The sequence below is a fragment of the Salegentibacter haimaensis genome, from assembly GCF_054121495.1.
On record NZ_JBSYGH010000008.1, the window covers coordinates 29037 to 44908 of the forward strand.

Annotated in this window: 16 protein-coding genes; 5 read left to right on the top strand and 11 right to left on the bottom strand. The window is 40.8% G+C overall.

All coding sequences use genetic code 11. The features are described 5' to 3' along the window. Nucleotides 1-62 precede the first annotated feature (62 nt). From ACW6QP_RS09000 to ACW6QP_RS09015, 4 genes are all read right to left on the bottom strand, one after another. Nucleotides 63-602: a lipoprotein gene (locus ACW6QP_RS09000; protein ID WP_457910539.1), complete on the bottom strand. Its 540-nt coding sequence runs from the start codon at nucleotides 600-602 to the stop codon at nucleotides 63-65. A gap of 47 nt (nucleotides 603-649) precedes the next feature. Further along, nucleotides 650-1042, bottom strand: a complete 393-nt coding sequence (gene msrB, locus ACW6QP_RS09005; RefSeq protein WP_457910540.1) for a peptide-methionine (R)-S-oxide reductase MsrB — start codon at nucleotides 1040-1042, stop codon at nucleotides 650-652. A gap of 83 nt (nucleotides 1043-1125) precedes the next feature. Continuing rightward, entirely contained in the window at nucleotides 1126-1605 is a 480-nt protein-coding gene (gene msrB / locus ACW6QP_RS09010) for a peptide-methionine (R)-S-oxide reductase MsrB (protein ID WP_457910541.1), read from the bottom strand. A gap of 23 nt (nucleotides 1606-1628) precedes the next feature. Then, complete coding sequence (locus tag ACW6QP_RS09015; RefSeq protein WP_457910542.1) at nucleotides 1629-2498, bottom strand: alpha/beta fold hydrolase; 870 nt, start codon at nucleotides 2496-2498, stop codon at nucleotides 1629-1631. 165 nt (nucleotides 2499-2663) lie between these two features. Between ACW6QP_RS09015 and ACW6QP_RS09020 the strand changes: the two genes are divergently transcribed. Together ACW6QP_RS09020 and ACW6QP_RS09025 are read left to right on the top strand one after the other, a co-directional pair. After that, on the top strand, nucleotides 2664-3485 hold the full coding sequence (locus tag ACW6QP_RS09020; protein WP_457910543.1) for a M48 family metallopeptidase: 822 nt from the start codon (nucleotides 2664-2666) through the stop codon (nucleotides 3483-3485). Nucleotides 3486-3572: 87 nt separating this feature from the next. Further along, nucleotides 3573-4913 carry an MFS transporter gene (locus ACW6QP_RS09025; RefSeq protein ID WP_457910544.1) on the top strand — a complete coding sequence of 447 codons (1341 nt, stop codon included), beginning with the start codon at nucleotides 3573-3575 and terminating at the stop codon, nucleotides 4911-4913. Nucleotides 4914-4934: 21 nt separating this feature from the next. On the opposite strand, the gene ACW6QP_RS09030 is transcribed toward ACW6QP_RS09025, so the two are convergent. The 4 genes from ACW6QP_RS09030 to ACW6QP_RS09045 are packed head-to-tail and all read right to left on the bottom strand — an operon-like array spanning nucleotide 4935 to nucleotide 7891. Then, on the bottom strand, nucleotides 4935-5666 hold the full coding sequence (locus ACW6QP_RS09030) for a head GIN domain-containing protein (RefSeq protein ID WP_457910545.1): 732 nt from the start codon (nucleotides 5664-5666) through the stop codon (nucleotides 4935-4937). A gap of 36 nt (nucleotides 5667-5702) precedes the next feature. Then, nucleotides 5703-6803: a hypothetical protein gene (locus ACW6QP_RS09035; RefSeq protein ID WP_457910546.1), complete on the bottom strand. Its 1101-nt coding sequence runs from the start codon at nucleotides 6801-6803 to the stop codon at nucleotides 5703-5705. Further along, entirely contained in the window at nucleotides 6784-7341 is a 558-nt protein-coding gene (locus ACW6QP_RS09040) for a DUF4179 domain-containing protein (RefSeq protein ID WP_457910547.1), read from the bottom strand. The genes ACW6QP_RS09035 and ACW6QP_RS09040 overlap by 20 nt, the downstream gene beginning before the upstream one ends. Then, nucleotides 7331-7891 (bottom strand): RNA polymerase sigma factor, encoded by a 561-nt coding sequence (locus ACW6QP_RS09045; protein ID WP_457910548.1) that lies wholly within the window; start codon nucleotides 7889-7891, stop codon nucleotides 7331-7333. The genes ACW6QP_RS09040 and ACW6QP_RS09045 overlap by 11 nt, the downstream gene beginning before the upstream one ends. 210 nt (nucleotides 7892-8101) lie before the next feature. On the opposite strand from ACW6QP_RS09045, the gene lon reads away from it, so the two are divergent. The 3 genes from lon (at nucleotide 8102) to rpsA (ending at nucleotide 13350) form a co-directional block, all read left to right on the top strand. Then, nucleotides 8102-10552 (top strand): endopeptidase La, encoded by a 2451-nt coding sequence (lon, locus tag ACW6QP_RS09050; RefSeq protein ID WP_457910549.1) that lies wholly within the window; start codon nucleotides 8102-8104, stop codon nucleotides 10550-10552. 94 nt (nucleotides 10553-10646) lie between these two features. Further along, complete coding sequence (gene cmk / locus ACW6QP_RS09055; RefSeq protein WP_457910550.1) at nucleotides 10647-11345, top strand: (d)CMP kinase; 699 nt, start codon at nucleotides 10647-10649, stop codon at nucleotides 11343-11345. Nucleotides 11346-11502: 157 nt separating this feature from the next. Continuing rightward, a complete protein-coding gene (rpsA, locus tag ACW6QP_RS09060) occupies nucleotides 11503-13350 on the top strand; it encodes a 30S ribosomal protein S1 (protein WP_457910551.1) in 1848 nt (615 codons plus the stop codon). Between the two features lie 93 nt (nucleotides 13351-13443). Here rpsA and ACW6QP_RS09065 read toward each other — a convergent pair whose 3' ends face one another. The 3 genes from ACW6QP_RS09065 to ACW6QP_RS09075 all read right to left on the bottom strand — a co-directional run bounded on the left by ACW6QP_RS09065 (nucleotide 13444) and on the right by ACW6QP_RS09075 (nucleotide 15838). Beyond that, nucleotides 13444-13887, bottom strand: coding sequence for an OsmC family protein (locus ACW6QP_RS09065; RefSeq protein ID WP_457910552.1), 444 nt, complete (start codon nucleotides 13885-13887; stop codon nucleotides 13444-13446). 392 nt (nucleotides 13888-14279) lie between these two features. Then, nucleotides 14280-14897: an alpha/beta hydrolase gene (locus ACW6QP_RS09070; protein WP_457910553.1), complete on the bottom strand. Its 618-nt coding sequence runs from the start codon at nucleotides 14895-14897 to the stop codon at nucleotides 14280-14282. Between the two features lie 2 nt (nucleotides 14898-14899). Then, entirely contained in the window at nucleotides 14900-15838 is a 939-nt protein-coding gene (locus tag ACW6QP_RS09075) for a ring-cleaving dioxygenase (RefSeq protein ID WP_457910554.1), read from the bottom strand. Nucleotides 15839-15872 lie beyond the last annotated feature (34 nt).

The window sequence follows — 15872 nt, forward strand, 5'->3', positions numbered from 1 at the left end:
GGCATTAGCCCATAAAAAAAGACCCTTTTTCAGGGTCTTTCTTATTTCATTTTATTTAAAATCTATTGAATCCTGGCTGCGGGCTCCACATCTTTAGAGCTCATTTCAAGAGCATTCATTACCGCATTGAGATTGCCGATGTCTATACCTGTGTTTTCAGCAAAATCGGCAGGAAGAACAGCAATTCTAAAAATTTGATTATTGGTGAATTCTGTTCCCAGGTTATCCAGGTTAACATTTCCCTGCAAATAAATGTTTACATCAAAATCGGTGTGATTAAAATTATATTGCAACTGGCCGTCTTCAAGGAAAAAGGTTTGAGGCAGCGGGCTCCAAACGTCGGCTCCTGAATCTTCATCTACGGTTTCCAGCAAATACACCATAATTACATCAGACTCAAAAACTTCGATGCTGGAGGGAATTTCCACAAACACCGAATAATCTGGCGAGGTGAAATTTACTTCGGCTTCAAATACACTACCTATTATAGATTCTCCGTCACCGGGAGGGCCTTGAGGTCCGGGAGGTCCTGCAGGGCCGGTATCTCCTGTACAGGCCGAGAGTACTACTACAAAACTTAAGAGTGATAAAATTTTCTTCATTGTTTTAGGTTTTAGGTGAAACAAGACCCCCTGCCTGGGGGTATATTTTATGATTTAAAATCGAGACTGGCAGAGTTTACACAATAACGTTGGCCGGTCTCTGTAGGTCCATCATCAAAAACGTGGCCAAGATGACTTCCGCAGGTAGCGCAGAGTATTTCGGTGCGTAACATTCCAAAGCTACGATCCTGCACATATTCTATTTTTCCTTCTATGGCGCGGTCAAAACTGGGCCATCCGCAGCCACTTTCAAATTTGGATTCACTTTCAAATAATTTCGTATTGCAGGCAGCACAAAAATATTCTCCCTTTTCAAAGTGGAGATTATACTTCCCGCTGTGGGGTGCTTCTGTACCTTTTTCTCTCAAAATCCTGTAAGCTTCAGGAGAGAGCTCTTTTTTCCAGTCTTCTTCAGGTTTATCTATGCTGTATTTTTTCATCTTAAGTTTTTTGTCATTTCCGCAAAGGCGGGTATCTAAATTTTTTCTTTTCCTTGCCACCAGGAAAACCTGTAGCCTAAGTCTTATTCTCTTTCCGGAACAAATTCCATAGCAACTCCATTTATACAATGCCGCTTTCCGGTAGTGTTTCTCGGGCCGTCCTCAAACACGTGGCCCAGGTGACCCCCACATTTTGCACAATGCACTTCATTTCTTTCATAACCCAGTTTATTGTCCCTTCCATAGGCAACGGCGCCCTCTATGGACCGGTCAAAGCTTGGCCAGCCGGTGCCACTGTCAAATTTATGTTTGGTTTTGTAGAGAGGGTTTCCGCAGCCGGCGCAAATAAAAGTTCCCGGTTCTTTAATATCATTCAGAGGACTTGTAAAAGCCCGTTCGGTAGCTCCCTGGCGCAGTACCCTAAAGGCTTCAGGGCTTAATTCCTGTTTCCATTCAGCTTCAGATTTTGAAACCTCATAGCTTTGTTCAGATTTATTTTTTTGGGCATTGCCGTTACAGCTTAAAAGAAGCAGGGAAAGCAATAGAAATACTATCCTTTTCATTTTTTCTTTTAAAGGTACAAAGTTTAGGCTCTAAGGAAAGTTGTGATTTTGTTAATTACGTCTTTATCACCCAGAATGCGCCTGTGTCCAAGGCCCTCGGTAATCATTAATTCTCCATTTTCAAGTACATCTCTAATCTCATAGGCCGAGCTTATGTGTACATCTACATCCTGTTCGTCGTGAATAACCAGGGTAGGGATTTTTACTGCGCTTGCAGAAACTGCCCCCGAATAGGTATCCATGTCTTCTCCGAATTTTTCATCGAAATAGGCTTTCATTTTTTTTGCTACAGCCTCATTCATCTCGAGGTTGGCCGTAAATTCACGGGTAATATGGGTAATACTATTCGCGGTACCTATAATGACCAGTTTTTGTAATTGCAGGCCTTCTTTTACTGCCCGTAGCGAAGACATACCTCCCAGGGAATGGCCAATAGCAGCAGTGAATGGTCCGTACTCTTTTTCTAAATAATGTATACATTCAATAAAATGCGGCATCATACTCATGTTGCCGGGTGCCTTCCCATGTGCGGGAGCATCGAAACTAATCGTGGAATAGCCATTTTTGAGCAGAGCTTTGGCGATTTTTGCCAATTGTGTACCGCGACCACTCCAGCCGTGAACCAATAGAATTTTCTCAGGAGCCTGTCCATATTCATATACTACAATCTCTCTTTCTATTGCAGGTACGTTAAGCCTGGTTTGTATCGCCTGTTCATCCATTTCCTTTTCCCGCTCAGGAAGTTTATAACGGAATGGTTTCAAAAACAGCCAGGCTGCAAACCGGCTTGCGAGTGTTGTGGAGAGACTTGATAAAATTCTTGCGGTCACCAGAATATAGGTGGGAATTAATAATCTTTGAACCGGTATTTTTTCTTTTTTTTCTGCTGTCATATAGCCCGCAATTTACACATAATTGATTAGCCAACCTCAGTGAAAATAGGTCGTAAAAGAAATTGGTATCGTTTTTGAAATTTAGTTGTTATGTTAAATCTTGTTTAAACTGCAAAGGTGAATATTGGTGCTTTTGTAATTTTAATCAAACTAAAACCAATAACTATGAAACTTAAAACACCTTTTATATGGCTTAGTGTGATCTTACTGGCAGTAGCCTGTAAGACGAACCCTTTTACCGGTGAAAGAAACCTGAATTTTGTATCTAACGATCAGTTATTTCCAGCATCCTTTCAACAATATAATCAGTTTCTTCAGGAAAATGATGTGATTACAGGGACTGCCGAAGCCAATATGATTAAGAATGTAGGTAGAAAGATAGAAACCGCAGCCGAGCGTTATCTTAACGCCAATGGATATCAGGGGTTTCTGGAAGACTTTCGATGGGAATATAACCTGGTTCGCGATGATGCAGTAAACGCCTTTGCAATGCCGGGGGGTAAAATTGTTTTCTTTACCGGAATATTACCAGTAGCCGAAAATGAAGACGGAATCGCCACGGTTATGGCTCACGAGATTGCTCACGCTTTAGCCGATCACGGTGCGCAACGATTAAGTGCCGCCCAGTTACAACAATTAGGTGCAGTTGCCGGAAGTGTCGCCGTGAGTGGAAGAAGTCAGCAAACCCAGCAAATTTTTGCCCAGGCCTATGGTCTAGGCACCACAGTAGGGGTAATGCTTCCCTTTAGCCGTAAGCACGAAAGCGAAGCCGATAGAATAGGATTAACCCTAATGGCTATTGCAGGTTACAATCCCGATGAAGCTGCCAGATTATGGCAAAGAATGGCTGCACAAAGCAGCGGGCAGGCACCACCTGAGTTTTTAAGTACCCACCCTGCAAACCAAACCCGTATTAATAACCTTCAAAAATGGGCTCCAGAAGCCAAAGCTGAAGCCCGAAAATATGGAGTAACTAACTTCAATTAATTCTCATTTAAAAAATAATTTTCAGGAAAAGCTGCCTTTACGGGCGGCTTTTTCTATTTTAGGTGCTGTAAATAGCGAAGCACTTATATGCCTAAACTTCCAAAAGGTCACAAAAAACTACTCCACGCCTGGGCATTTTACGATTGGGCAAATTCGGTTTATAGCCTGGTAATCGCTTCGGCGGTTTTTCCTATATTTTATGGAGCCTTGACCATAGTAAAAGATGCAGATGGGACCATAATCGATGATACTGTAGATTTTTTGGGTTTTAGCATTAATAATGACTCGCTTATTAGTTACGTAACAGCCCTGGCATTCTTGGTGGTAAGTTTAATTAGTCCGCTGCTTTCGGGAGTTGCCGATTACGTGGGAAATAAAAAGTTTTTTCTTCAATTCTTCTGCTATTTGGGAGCCCTTTCCTGCATAGGTCTGTTTTGGTTTTCACTGGAGTTTCTGTGGTTTGGTTTGCTGTGTTATTTTCTCGCGCTTATAGGTTTTTGGGGAAGCCTGGTTTTTTATAACTCTTACCTGCCAGATATTGCCTATCCCGATCAACAGGACCAAGTAAGTGCTAAGGGCTTTTCTCTGGGTTACATTGGGAGTGTTATTCTTTTGGTGATTTGTCTAATAATGATACTCAATTATGAGCGGTTTGGGTTTGAAGATGCAGGTTTTCCCACCCGATTCTCTTTTATACTTACAGGACTGTGGTGGATAGGCTTCAGCCAGTATACCTATAAATATCTCCCCCTGGGGAATCGCCGTGCCGGGAAGGCCAGGGATATCCTTTTTAATGGTTTTAGGGAACTAAAATCTATATGGACAGCCCTGAAAAATGACATACAGCTAAAACGCTACCTGGGTGCTTTTTTTATTTACAGTATGGCAGTGCAAACCATCATGCTTATCGCAACCTATTTTGGGATAGAAGAGGTGGTTTGGGGAGAGACCGATGCCACCACCGGCTTGATCGTAAGCATTTTATTAATTCAGCTGGTAGCTATTGCGGGGGCTACGATAACCTCTAAACTGGCAATAAAGTTCGGAAACCTCAAAATTCTTATTTTCATAAATCTTATCTGGATAGTAATCTGCGGATATGCATATTTTATCGTGAGTCCGATTCAATTCTATTTTGCTGCCGGGGCAGTAGGTTTAGTGATGGGAGGAATTCAAAGTCTTTCCCGAAGTACTTATTCAAAAATGCTGCCTTTGAATACTAAAGACACGGCAAGTTATTTTAGTTTTTATGATGTTTCTGAAAAAATAGGAATCGTTATAGGAATGTTATTATACGGAATAATAGCTCAACTCACCGGAAGTGTTCGTTATTCGATATTATTTTTAGTGGTATTTTTTATCGCAGGGGTGGTTTTACTGATGCGGGTACCAAAAAATAAACCCGGGAATCTAGATCCCCGGGTTTGATTTTCATTGCATTTTTTTCCCCTATCGTGAACTTATAGACCCACTTCCCATAGCCCGCAAATCTTCTTTTTTAGGTTTGCCGTCATAAGTGATATCACCCGATCCCATTACCTTTGCTTCCAGTGAATTTAAGGCTGTGAGTTCTATATCACCCGATCCCATGATTTTGGCTTTTACATCTTTTGCCTCTAAGTTGAAAGCTTTAAAATCTCCGGAACCAGTCACCGAAATTTCAAAATTTTCAGCCTTACCTTTTACCGAGGTATCTCCCGAACCGGTGATGAGTCCCTTCAGGTTTTTAACTTCCAGATGCAGGTTTATATCTCCTGAACCGGTTAGGCTGGTTTCAAAATCCTGAGCCCTGATCACCGAGGTATTCCAAATATCCCCAGAACCTGTTAGGGATACTGCATTGAGATCTTTAAAAGGAACGGTGATTTTTATGCCTTTGCCTTTAGAAGGTTTTAAGCTATAGCCTTTTTCGGTATAAATCTTTAAACTACCATTTTCAACTTCAGTAATAACATGTTCCAGCAAATTGCTTTCTCCTTCAATTATTAAACGACCTTCGGTACCGGCAGTTAATTCAACATCCATAAAGCCTGTGAGTTTTACCTCATCGTAATCGCCGGTATTGCGATTTTCGGTAGTGACTTTTCCATTACCTTTTACGCTTTCGTCTTTCCAGAATTGGGCGTTAGACGAATTGAAACCAAACAGTACTGCTGCCAGGATTAAAATTGATTTTTTCATGATTTTTGATTTATGATTGATGTAATTATTTTGCATTTATTTGCTTATGAATTCTATACCCGCATAACTCGAAGTAATCTCTACATTAGAGCCAGAGGTTTCATTTAAATTATATCCTGAAAATGATTTTCTGGTATTCTCTTCTTTTCTTTTCTCAATATTGAAATCCTCGAGACCTTTTACACTTCCATAGCTGGCATTGATATTGAACCTGAAGGCGTGGGCAGGATCGTACCCAATTTTCACGCCGGCATAATCGGTGTTGATTCGAATATTTCCTGCGCCTTTTACTATTTTCTCTATCTCGGCCCGGCCGTAATCCAGTTCAAGATCTGCGCTGCCAAAAATGCGGCCTATCTTAGTGCTCAGGTAATCCCCGTTTCCTTTAAGCCTTCTTACCTTATCTACAGCAATACTACCGTAGTCACAATTAAATTCCAGGTTTTCTACCTTTAGAATTTTCCCGGAAGTATAATCGGCATTCACTTTAAGGTTGCCTGCATCTTCTATAGTGTAATCGCTGTAATCGGCATCTATTCGGGCGTTTTTTACATACCCAATATGAGAGTTCCTGGTATAGTCGAATTCCAGAATATTGGAATCACCTCGTAATTCACCAATATCAAACCTTCCGTAGTCACAGGAAATCCTTGAATTTCCCAAAAGTTTATCGATGAAAATTCCGCCGTAATCGTTGCTGAGGTCGAGATTGTTGGTGGCCGGTGCTCTTACGGTATAGTTGATCTCCATATTGATATTACTTCCGCCACCAAAAAGCATATCCCACCAGCTGCGATTCTCTCTGGATAAATGTGTTTTGGCGCTCACCCCTGAAGCAGATTGATTAAATTCTATGTGTATCTCCTCAAGTTTTCGCTCTACCTTTTCGGCATCGCTTCCATTGGTTTTAATATTTACCTCAATTACCACCCGGTTTTGATCCCAGGTAGAAATATCTACATTTCCATAGCTGTTTTCAATCTTAAGGTTTGAATTGGCCGAAACCTCAAACTCCTTTTTAATCTTTTTCTCCCGGGTATGCTTTCCAAAGAAATCATCGTTGGGATTACCCGAACAAAAACTTACTCCGGGAACGATTAGAGCAAGAAGTAAAATTTTATATAATATTGGCTTCATGATTTTGATTTTTTAGGGTTTTTATCTCTTCTATTTGTTCAAGAACCTGGGTTAATAAATCTATTCTTTGTTGAAAGTTATTGATCATCGCATAAATAACCCGGTTATCATTTCCGCTGCTTACCAAATCCTTCTTTAATTGTTCATAGCGGGTTTCAAGTTTTTCCATCTGTACCATAGCATCGGTAACAATGGCCTGAGTCTCCGGGCTTTTTTCTTCCTCAAGATTTTTTAATTCCCTTTCTATAAGAGAGGTATAAAAAAGCTGAGTTTCTTTCATCTCTGGAGATACGCTTGCCAGTTCTCCATAATTGCTTTGAGGCTTCAAATAAATACCTGTGAGCAAAATGGCCAGTGCAAATCCGGCAGGAATTCCCAGCAAGGGCCCCCAAAGATTTCGTACCCTGGTGTTGCTTGTTTTTTTAGGGGGAGCCTGTTTTTCCAGTTTTTCGAAAAACCGCTCTCTGTGCCCGGCAGAAGGTTCCTGAATATCGAAATTCAGATCTTCAAAAACCTTTTCGAAATCTTTATCCTTCATCTTTTTCTAATTTTTTTCTGAGGCTTTCTTTTGCCCTGGAGATCATAGTCCTACAGTTTGCATAAGAAATATTCAGAATTTCACTTATTTCTTCATAATCATAACCTTCAATCAAATGCAGGTTAAGCGCTATTTTATAGTTTTCTTTAAGGCTGTTCAGGGCCCAAAGCACCTGCTTTACCTTTTCATTTTCCCCGCTTTCGGTAAGGGCTATTCCAGGATCCTCTTCGGTTTCATTTTTAAGCTCATCATTATAGCTCACTTCAGTATACCTCGAATTTTTATTGAAGGCATTAATACTAAGGTTCACCACGATTCGCTTTAGCCAGGCCCCAAAAGTTGAGGTGCCTTGAAAACTCTCAATTTTGGTAAAGGCCTTTAAAAAGGCTTCCTGCATTATGTCTTCAGCTTCCGCAGTGTCATTTACAATGCGAAAGGCGGTGTTGTACATTGCCTTATAGTAGCGATCATAAATTTGCATTTGAGCTCTCTGATCTCCTTTTCGGCAACGGGCAACAAGATCGTTGATATGTGTGATGGTTGGTGTCAAAAAAACTATCTTGTATGTACCTTAAAGATAGGTCGCATTTTAATTTGTTACAGTTTTGCAGAAAAAAAATCAACCAGCTGGCATAAGAATTGACTATAGCCATGTAAAATTGCAGCTAATTGCCTGTTAGAAGAGCTTGCAGGCCTTGCATATTAAAAGAAAAATAAATAGTAGAACAACTGTTTGTGACAGTTTGACTCAATAAGACTTATGGCTAAAACAAAAATCACCAATTTTGACAGTTTGTCATTGCAGGATATAGATCAGGATGCCGATTTAATTCCCTTAATGACTCCTGAAGATGAAGAGGAAATAAACCGGGAAGAACTACCCGAAACACTACCTATTTTACCCCTTAGAAATACTGTGCTTTTTCCGGGCGTGGTAATTCCAATTACCGCCGGGAGGGATGCGTCTATTAAACTCATCAACCAGGCGAATAATGGTTCAAAAATTATAGGAGTAGTTTCCCAAAAGGATGAAGAAGTAGAAAATCCGAAGGCAAAAGACATCAACCGCATAGGTGTGGTTGCGCGAATTTTAAGGGTTTTAAAAATGCCCGATGGGAATACCACCGTGATTATTCAGGGTAAAAAGAGATTTGAGATAGATGAAATCATTTCTGAAGAACCTTATCTTACCGCAAGTGTAAAAGATTTATCTGAAGTACGTCCCGAGGCCGGTAATGCCGAATTTGCGACCATCATCGAATCTATAAAAGACCTTGCCCTGCAAATCATAAAAGGCAGTCCCAACATTCCCAGTGAAGCTTCCTTTGCTATTAAAAACATAGAAAGTTCTTCTTTCCTAATCAATTTTGTATCCTCAAATATGAGCTTGCCTGTAGAGGATAAACAAAGCTTACTGGAAACTAATGATCTTAAAGAAAGAGCCCTGGCGACATTAAGACATCTTAATGTTGAATTCCAAAAACTGGAACTGAAGAACGACATTCAATCGCGGGTTCAAAGCGATATGAGCCAGCAACAACGGGAGTATTTTCTGCATCAGCAAATGAAGACCATTCAGGAAGAATTGGGCGGAGTTTCGCATGAGGATGAAATCGAGGAAATGCGGCAAAGGGCTAAAAAGAAAAGCTGGGATGAGCCGGTTAAAAAACATTTTGACAAGGAGCTTTCCAAAATGCAGCGAATGAATCCGCAGGTGGCCGAGTATTCCATTCAACGCAATTACCTGGATTTGTTTCTGGATTTACCGTGGAATGAATTCAGCAAGGATAAATTCGATTTGAAACGGGCTAAAAAGATCCTTGACAGGGATCATTATGGCCTGGAGGATGTAAAACGCCGTATTATTGAATACCTGGCCGTTTTAAAACTTAGAAATGATATGAAGTCGCCAATCCTCTGCCTTTACGGGCCTCCGGGAGTTGGTAAAACTTCTTTGGGACGTTCAATCGCAGAGGCCCTTGGAAGAGAATATGTGAGAATTTCTCTGGGCGGTTTGCGCGACGAGGCCGAGATAAGGGGACATAGAAAAACTTATATAGGTGCAATGCCCGGGCGTATTATCCAGAGTCTTAAAAAGGCCGGGACCAGTAACCCGGTATTTGTGCTCGATGAAATCGATAAATTGAGTATAGGAAATGCGGGAGACCCTTCTTCTGCATTGCTTGAAGTACTGGATCCTGAGCAAAACAGTGAGTTTCATGATAACTTCCTGGAGCTGGGCTTCGATCTTTCTAAAGTGATGTTTATCGCAACGGCCAATAGTTTAAGTACGATTCAGCCGGCCTTACGCGATCGTATGGAGATCATCAATGTGACTGGATATACTATAGAAGAAAAAGTTGAAATAGCCAGGCAACATTTGCTTCCGAAGCAATTAAAGGAGCACGGGATGTCTAAAGACCAACTTAAAATTGCAAAGCCTCAATTGGAAAAAATTGTGGAAGGCTATACCCGCGAGTCGGGGGTTAGAGGTCTTGAAAAGCAAATCGCAAAGATGGTGCGCCACGCAGCCAAAAATATCGCGATGGAAGAGGACTATAATATCAAGGTTACAAACGATGATATTCTGGATGTGCTAGGCAGCCCTAAGCTGGAGCGCGATAAATACGAGAATAATGAAGTAGCCGGAGTTGTAACAGGTCTTGCCTGGACTCAGGTAGGAGGTGATATTCTCTTTATAGAATCTATACTCTCTAAAGGTAAGGGCAATCTCAATATCACCGGAAACCTTGGGAAGGTGATGAAAGAATCGGCTACTATTGCGATGGAATACATCAAAGCCAATGCCGATGCCCTGGGACTGGATCCCGGCGTTTTCGAAAAGTATAACGTACACATACATGTACCCGAAGGGGCTACGCCAAAAGACGGGCCCAGTGCAGGGATTACCATGTTAACTTCTTTGGTTTCCTTATTTACTCAGCGAAAAGTTAAGAAAAGTATCGCTATGACAGGGGAAATCACCCTAAGGGGAAAAGTACTTCCGGTAGGAGGAATTAAAGAGAAAATTCTGGCGGCCAAGCGTGCGAGAATCAAGGAAATCATTCTCTGTAAAGAAAATGAAAGAGATATAAAAGAGATAAAAGAAGATTATCTAAAAGGTCTTACTTTTCACTATGTTAATGAGATGAGCGAGGTAATAGACATTGCCATCACCAAACAAAAAGTGAAGAATCCGAAGCAACTCTAAATAGGAAGCCTCCGAAAGGAGGCTTTTTTAATGCTGCTTTTCAAAATTCCCCGGGCAATTCTGTACTTTTGCCCTGCATTTTATTTAAAGAATTATGAGCAAAAAAATCACCATTGCTATAGATGGGCATTCGTCTACAGGTAAAAGTACTGTAGCAAAACAACTGGCTAAAGAACTTGGATATATTTATGTAGATAGTGGCGCAATGTACAGGGCGGTAACACTTTTTGCTATGCGCAAACTCTTTGTGAGCGATTCAAATTTTGATAAAGAAGCCTTGCTAAGACATCTGCCCTTTATTAATATAAAATTTGTTTTTGACGAAGAACAGGGCTTTGGTGAAGTTTACCTTAATGATGAAAATGTTGAAAAGGAAATTCGCTTGCTGGAAGTTTCTCAACAGGTGAGCAAGGTAGCTGCCATTCCCGAGGTTCGTAAAAAGCTGGTTAAGCTTCAGCAGGAGATGGGCCGGGATAGAGGAGTGGTGATGGATGGCCGCGATATTGGTACAGTGGTTTTCCCCGATGCCGATTTAAAACTCTTTATGACCGCATCTACCGAAAAACGGGCCCAGAGACGTTACGATGAACTTCGGGGCAGGGGAGATGAGGTTAGTTTTGAAGAGGTGCTTAAAAATGTAAAAGAAAGAGATTATCTCGATACCACCCGGGAAGATTCTCCCTTATTAAAAGCCGATGATGCCATAGAAATCGATAATTCTTTGATGAATTTAGAAGAGCAGTTTAAGAAGGTTTTGAAACTGGCCAAAGATAAGATAGAAGTAAAGGCTTAAGGCTTTGAAAATAAAAATATAAGTAGTATTTTTGCACTCCTTTTTGGCAAAGATCCGGAAGATCAAAAAGGCTTGAAAATCAATTTTATAAACGCTTCTGTGTTTGTTTTGCTTAATTTTTCCGGAAAAACACAGGATACAAATTTATTTATCAGCAATGGCTGAAGACAAAAAAAATCAAGAAGTTCAGGACGCTCCTGAAGTTCAGAAAGTAGCTGGAATGGATAATTCTTCACAACCTTCTGTTTCAGAACAACAACAAAATCCGGAGAAATTTCTGGAAGATTTCAACTGGCACAATTACGAAGAGGGAATCGATCCTATCGATGATTCAAAGCTGGAGGAATTTGAGAAGTTGGTTTCAGAAAATTTCGTTGACACTTTAGATGATGAGGTAGTAAAAGGAAAGGTAATTAATATTACCGATCGTGATGCTATTATAGATATCAATGCGAAGAGTGAAGGTGTAATTTCTCTTAACGAATTTCGTTACAACCCAGACCTGAAAGTAGGTGACGAGGTTGAGGTATTAATCGACGTTCGCGAAGATTCTACCGGGCAACTGGTACTTTCTCACCGTAAGGCTCGTGTAATCCAGGCCTGGGATCGTGTTAACAAAGCACACGATGAGGGTCTTATCGTTAATGGTTTCGTTAAATGTCGTACCAAAGGTGGTATGATCGTAGACGTATTTGGAATCGAGGCTTTCCTGCCAGGTTCTCAAATCGATGTGAAGCCTATTCGCGATTACGATGCTTACGTAGGGAAAACGATGGAATTCAAAGTGGTGAAAATCAACCACGAATTCAAAAACGTTGTGGTTTCTCACAAAGCGCTTATCGAAGCCGATATCGAAGAGCAGAAGAAAGAAATTATCGGTCAGCTTGAAAAAGGTCAGGTACTTGAAGGTACTGTTAAAAACATCACTTCTTACGGAGTATTTGTTGACCTTGGAGGAGTTGACGGACTTGTTCACATTACCGACCTTAGCTGGTCTCGTATCAACCATCCAAATGAGATCGTTGAGCTAGATCAAAAGCTAAACGTGGTAATTCTTGACTTTGATGAGGCTAAAACAAGAATTCAATTAGGTCTTAAGCAATTAAGCAAACACCCTTGGGAAGCTCTTGACGAAAACCTTAAGGTTGGAGACAAGGTGAAAGGTAAAGTAGTTGTAATCGCAGATTACGGTGCGTTTATCGAAGTTGCCGATGGTGTTGAAGGTCTTATCCACGTTTCTGAAATGTCCTGGAGCACGCACCTGCGTTCAGCTCAGGATTTCGTGAATGTTGGAGATGAGGTTGAAGCTCAGATCTTAACCTTAGACCGCGAAGATCGTAAAATGTCTCTTGGAATTAAGCAATTAACTCCAGATCCATGGACTGATATTACTTCTAAATACCCTGTTGGTTCACGCCACGAAGGTATTGTACGTAACTTTACCAACTTCGGAGTTTTTGTTGAACTTGAAGAAGGTATCGACGGACTTATCTATATCTCAGATCTTTCCTGGACCAAGAAAATCAAGCACCCATCTGAATTTACCAATGTAGGAGACAAGCTTGAGGTAGTGGTTCTTGAATTAGATGTAGAAGGTAGAAAACTAAGCCTTGGTCACAAACAAATTCAGGATAACCCCTGGGATAAATACGAAACAGAATTTGCTGTAGGGACTACCCATACTGCCGAGATTTCTGAAATCGTAGACAAAGGTGCAACTATCGAATTTAATGAAGATATCACTGCATTTATTCCGCAGAGACATCTTGAGAAAGAAGATGGAAGCAAGCTTAAGAAAGGTGAAAGCGCCGAATTCCAAATTATTGAATTCAATAAGGAATTTAAGCGTGTAGTAGCTTCTCATACAGCTATTCACAAAGAAGAAGAACAGCAAATCGTTAAGCAGGCCGCTAAAAAAGCTGCTGCGCAAAACGCCGACAAAACCACAATTGGTGATGTTAATGCCGATCTTCAGGCTTTGAAAGATAAAATGGAAGGAAAATAAGACGAAGGCCAGGAGCCTTAATCTTTTCCAATTATCAATAAAAAACCCTCCGGAGTCTATTTCCGGAGGGTTTTTCTTTTTATGCCTGTGGCTTTAGGCCCTTTCTGCCAGCACTACCTTCGCCTCTAAATGTACAGTAGAATTGATTGAATTGGTAATGAGGCAGGCAGCTTCGGCTTTTTCCATAATGCGCAAAGCCCGGTCTTCATCTTTTTGATCGAATATCACAAGTTCTGGTTTCAGGGTGATTTCAGACATTACAAATTTTTTATCGGGCCGGTCCAGGGTTCCGCTGGCTTTGCATTTAAACTCACCAAATTCCAGTTTTGAATTTTCGGCAATAGCCAGGAAAGTGGTCATAAAACAACTTAAAACAGCGCTGGTAAATAAATGTTCGGGTGACCAGATTCCTTCGATCCCGCCGGGAAATTCGGGGGGAGTGGCTACCTCAATTTGATTATTTAATTCGGGGGAAGACATTAGACCTTTTCGGCCGCCTGTCCATTCCAGGTCTACATTATAATAGTGTTTAGACATAGTATAGATAGTTTAGTTGGGAAAATTTCCCGTTAATAATTCATATTAGCTGCTAGTAGATTGAGGATGAAATTATAGCTAGATATGCCATTATTTATTAGGTTTCTTCTTGAAATCGCTGAAAAGAATACCGCCCAAAAAAGCACCATACAAACCTGAAATTATTGGGCTGAAGTAATAGAACAGGAAGAATTACAACCTATAAAGGAGTAGTATAGAAAGCCCCCAATTGCTCCTAAAATTAAGCCCGAAAAAATCCATTTTTGTTTTTTAAACCACATCATCCCTTTTAAACCTTAAGCAAATTTAATGGCTTCTTAAGGCTTAAAAAGTGACTATGATTACATTTCGGTAAGAAAGTAATATGAAGCTGATCTCCTAAGATTGAGAATTTATTCGAAGACAAACTTATTAGCCAGTTCGATTTCTTCAGCTGTTATCGTATGGGGCCTGTTCGGGTAAATTTTGAGTTCTACCTGAGCATGATGATTTTTTAAGATTGAAACACTTTCCTGCACCCGCTCTACAGGCACGTGAGGATCGGGGTCACCGGTAGAGATAAATATTGGGCAATTATTAAAATCTCCGTGATAATCTTTTAAATTGAGTTCTTCGCCAATGAGCCCGCCGGTAAAAGCGACCACGCCTCCATATTTTTCAGCATTTCTGGCTACAAATTCAAGGCATAGGCAGGCCCCCTGGGAAAAACCTGCGAAATAAATATTTTCAGAAGAAATTCCTATTTCCTTGACTTCCTGTACGAGTTCTTCAAGGATGTTTAGTGCAGAGCCAAGCCAGGGCTCATTTTCTTTTCGTGGTGCCAGAAATGAATAGGGATACCAGGTATGATTAGTGGCCTGAGGTGCCAGCAGGGCAAAATTTTGAGTTTTTAGATGATTTCCCAAACTCAAGATATCCTGCGCGCTTGCCCCGCGGCCGTGTAACAGAATAATGGCTTTTTTTGCGTCCCGCAGTTCGGTGCCGGCGGTGATGATATTTCTTGAATGCATAGCTATTCTTTAATTTTTGGCAAAACCTGTTCGATTTTATCCCGTACATTTTCGTAACGGTCAGGTAATTTTAAGCTGGTACCCAGGTCTTCGAGTTTCTCATCTCTGGTAAAGCCGGGGTTATCGGTGGCTATTTCAAAAAGTACCCCGCCCGGTTCTCTGAAGTACAACGAATAGAAATAATCACGGTTTATTTTCTCGGTAATATTATGACCTTTCTCAACAATTTTCTTTCTGAAGGCCATTTGAGTTTCTTCATCTTTCACTCTAAACGCTATATGATGATTGGTGCCGGCTGCACTTAAGCCCCGTTCGGCCGAGGGTTCTTCGATTATATCAACAATCGCTGCACTTTCTACGGCCTGGGTGATATATCTATACCTATTCCCTTCTTTTTCCCTGAGTTCGTATTCAAATATGGAAGTTAAAATATCGGCAGTGGGCCCCTGATTGTATAGCGTTAAGCTCACGCTATGAAATCCTTTTAAGGCATTATCTTTTTTCACTTCGGAAGTTTCCCAACCTTCCCGGCTGTCTTTCCCGGCTGAAGCGATTAATTTTAACTTTAACCCATCGGGGTCTTCAAACGGCATTACTTTTTCTCCAAATTCCTCTCTGATTCTTCCGTAGGTCACATTGTATTTATCAAAGCGATTTTGCCAGAATTCAAAACTATCTTCGGGAATTGAATAACCTATTTCGGTGGCCATCCCGGCACCAAGTCTGCCTCGTTTTACTCCCGGCCAGGGAAAAAAGGTTAGAATTGTCCCTGGGCTTCCCATTTCATCGCCAAAGTAAAAATGGTAGGTTTGCGGATCGTCAAAATTCACCGTTTTTTTCACCATTCTTAAGCCCAGAATTTTGGTATAAAAATCATAATTGGTTTGTGCATCGCTGGCAATAGCTGTAATGTGATGTAACCCGAGAATTTTATTTTTCATAGCAAGGAAATTAAAACTTATAAGAAACAAAATA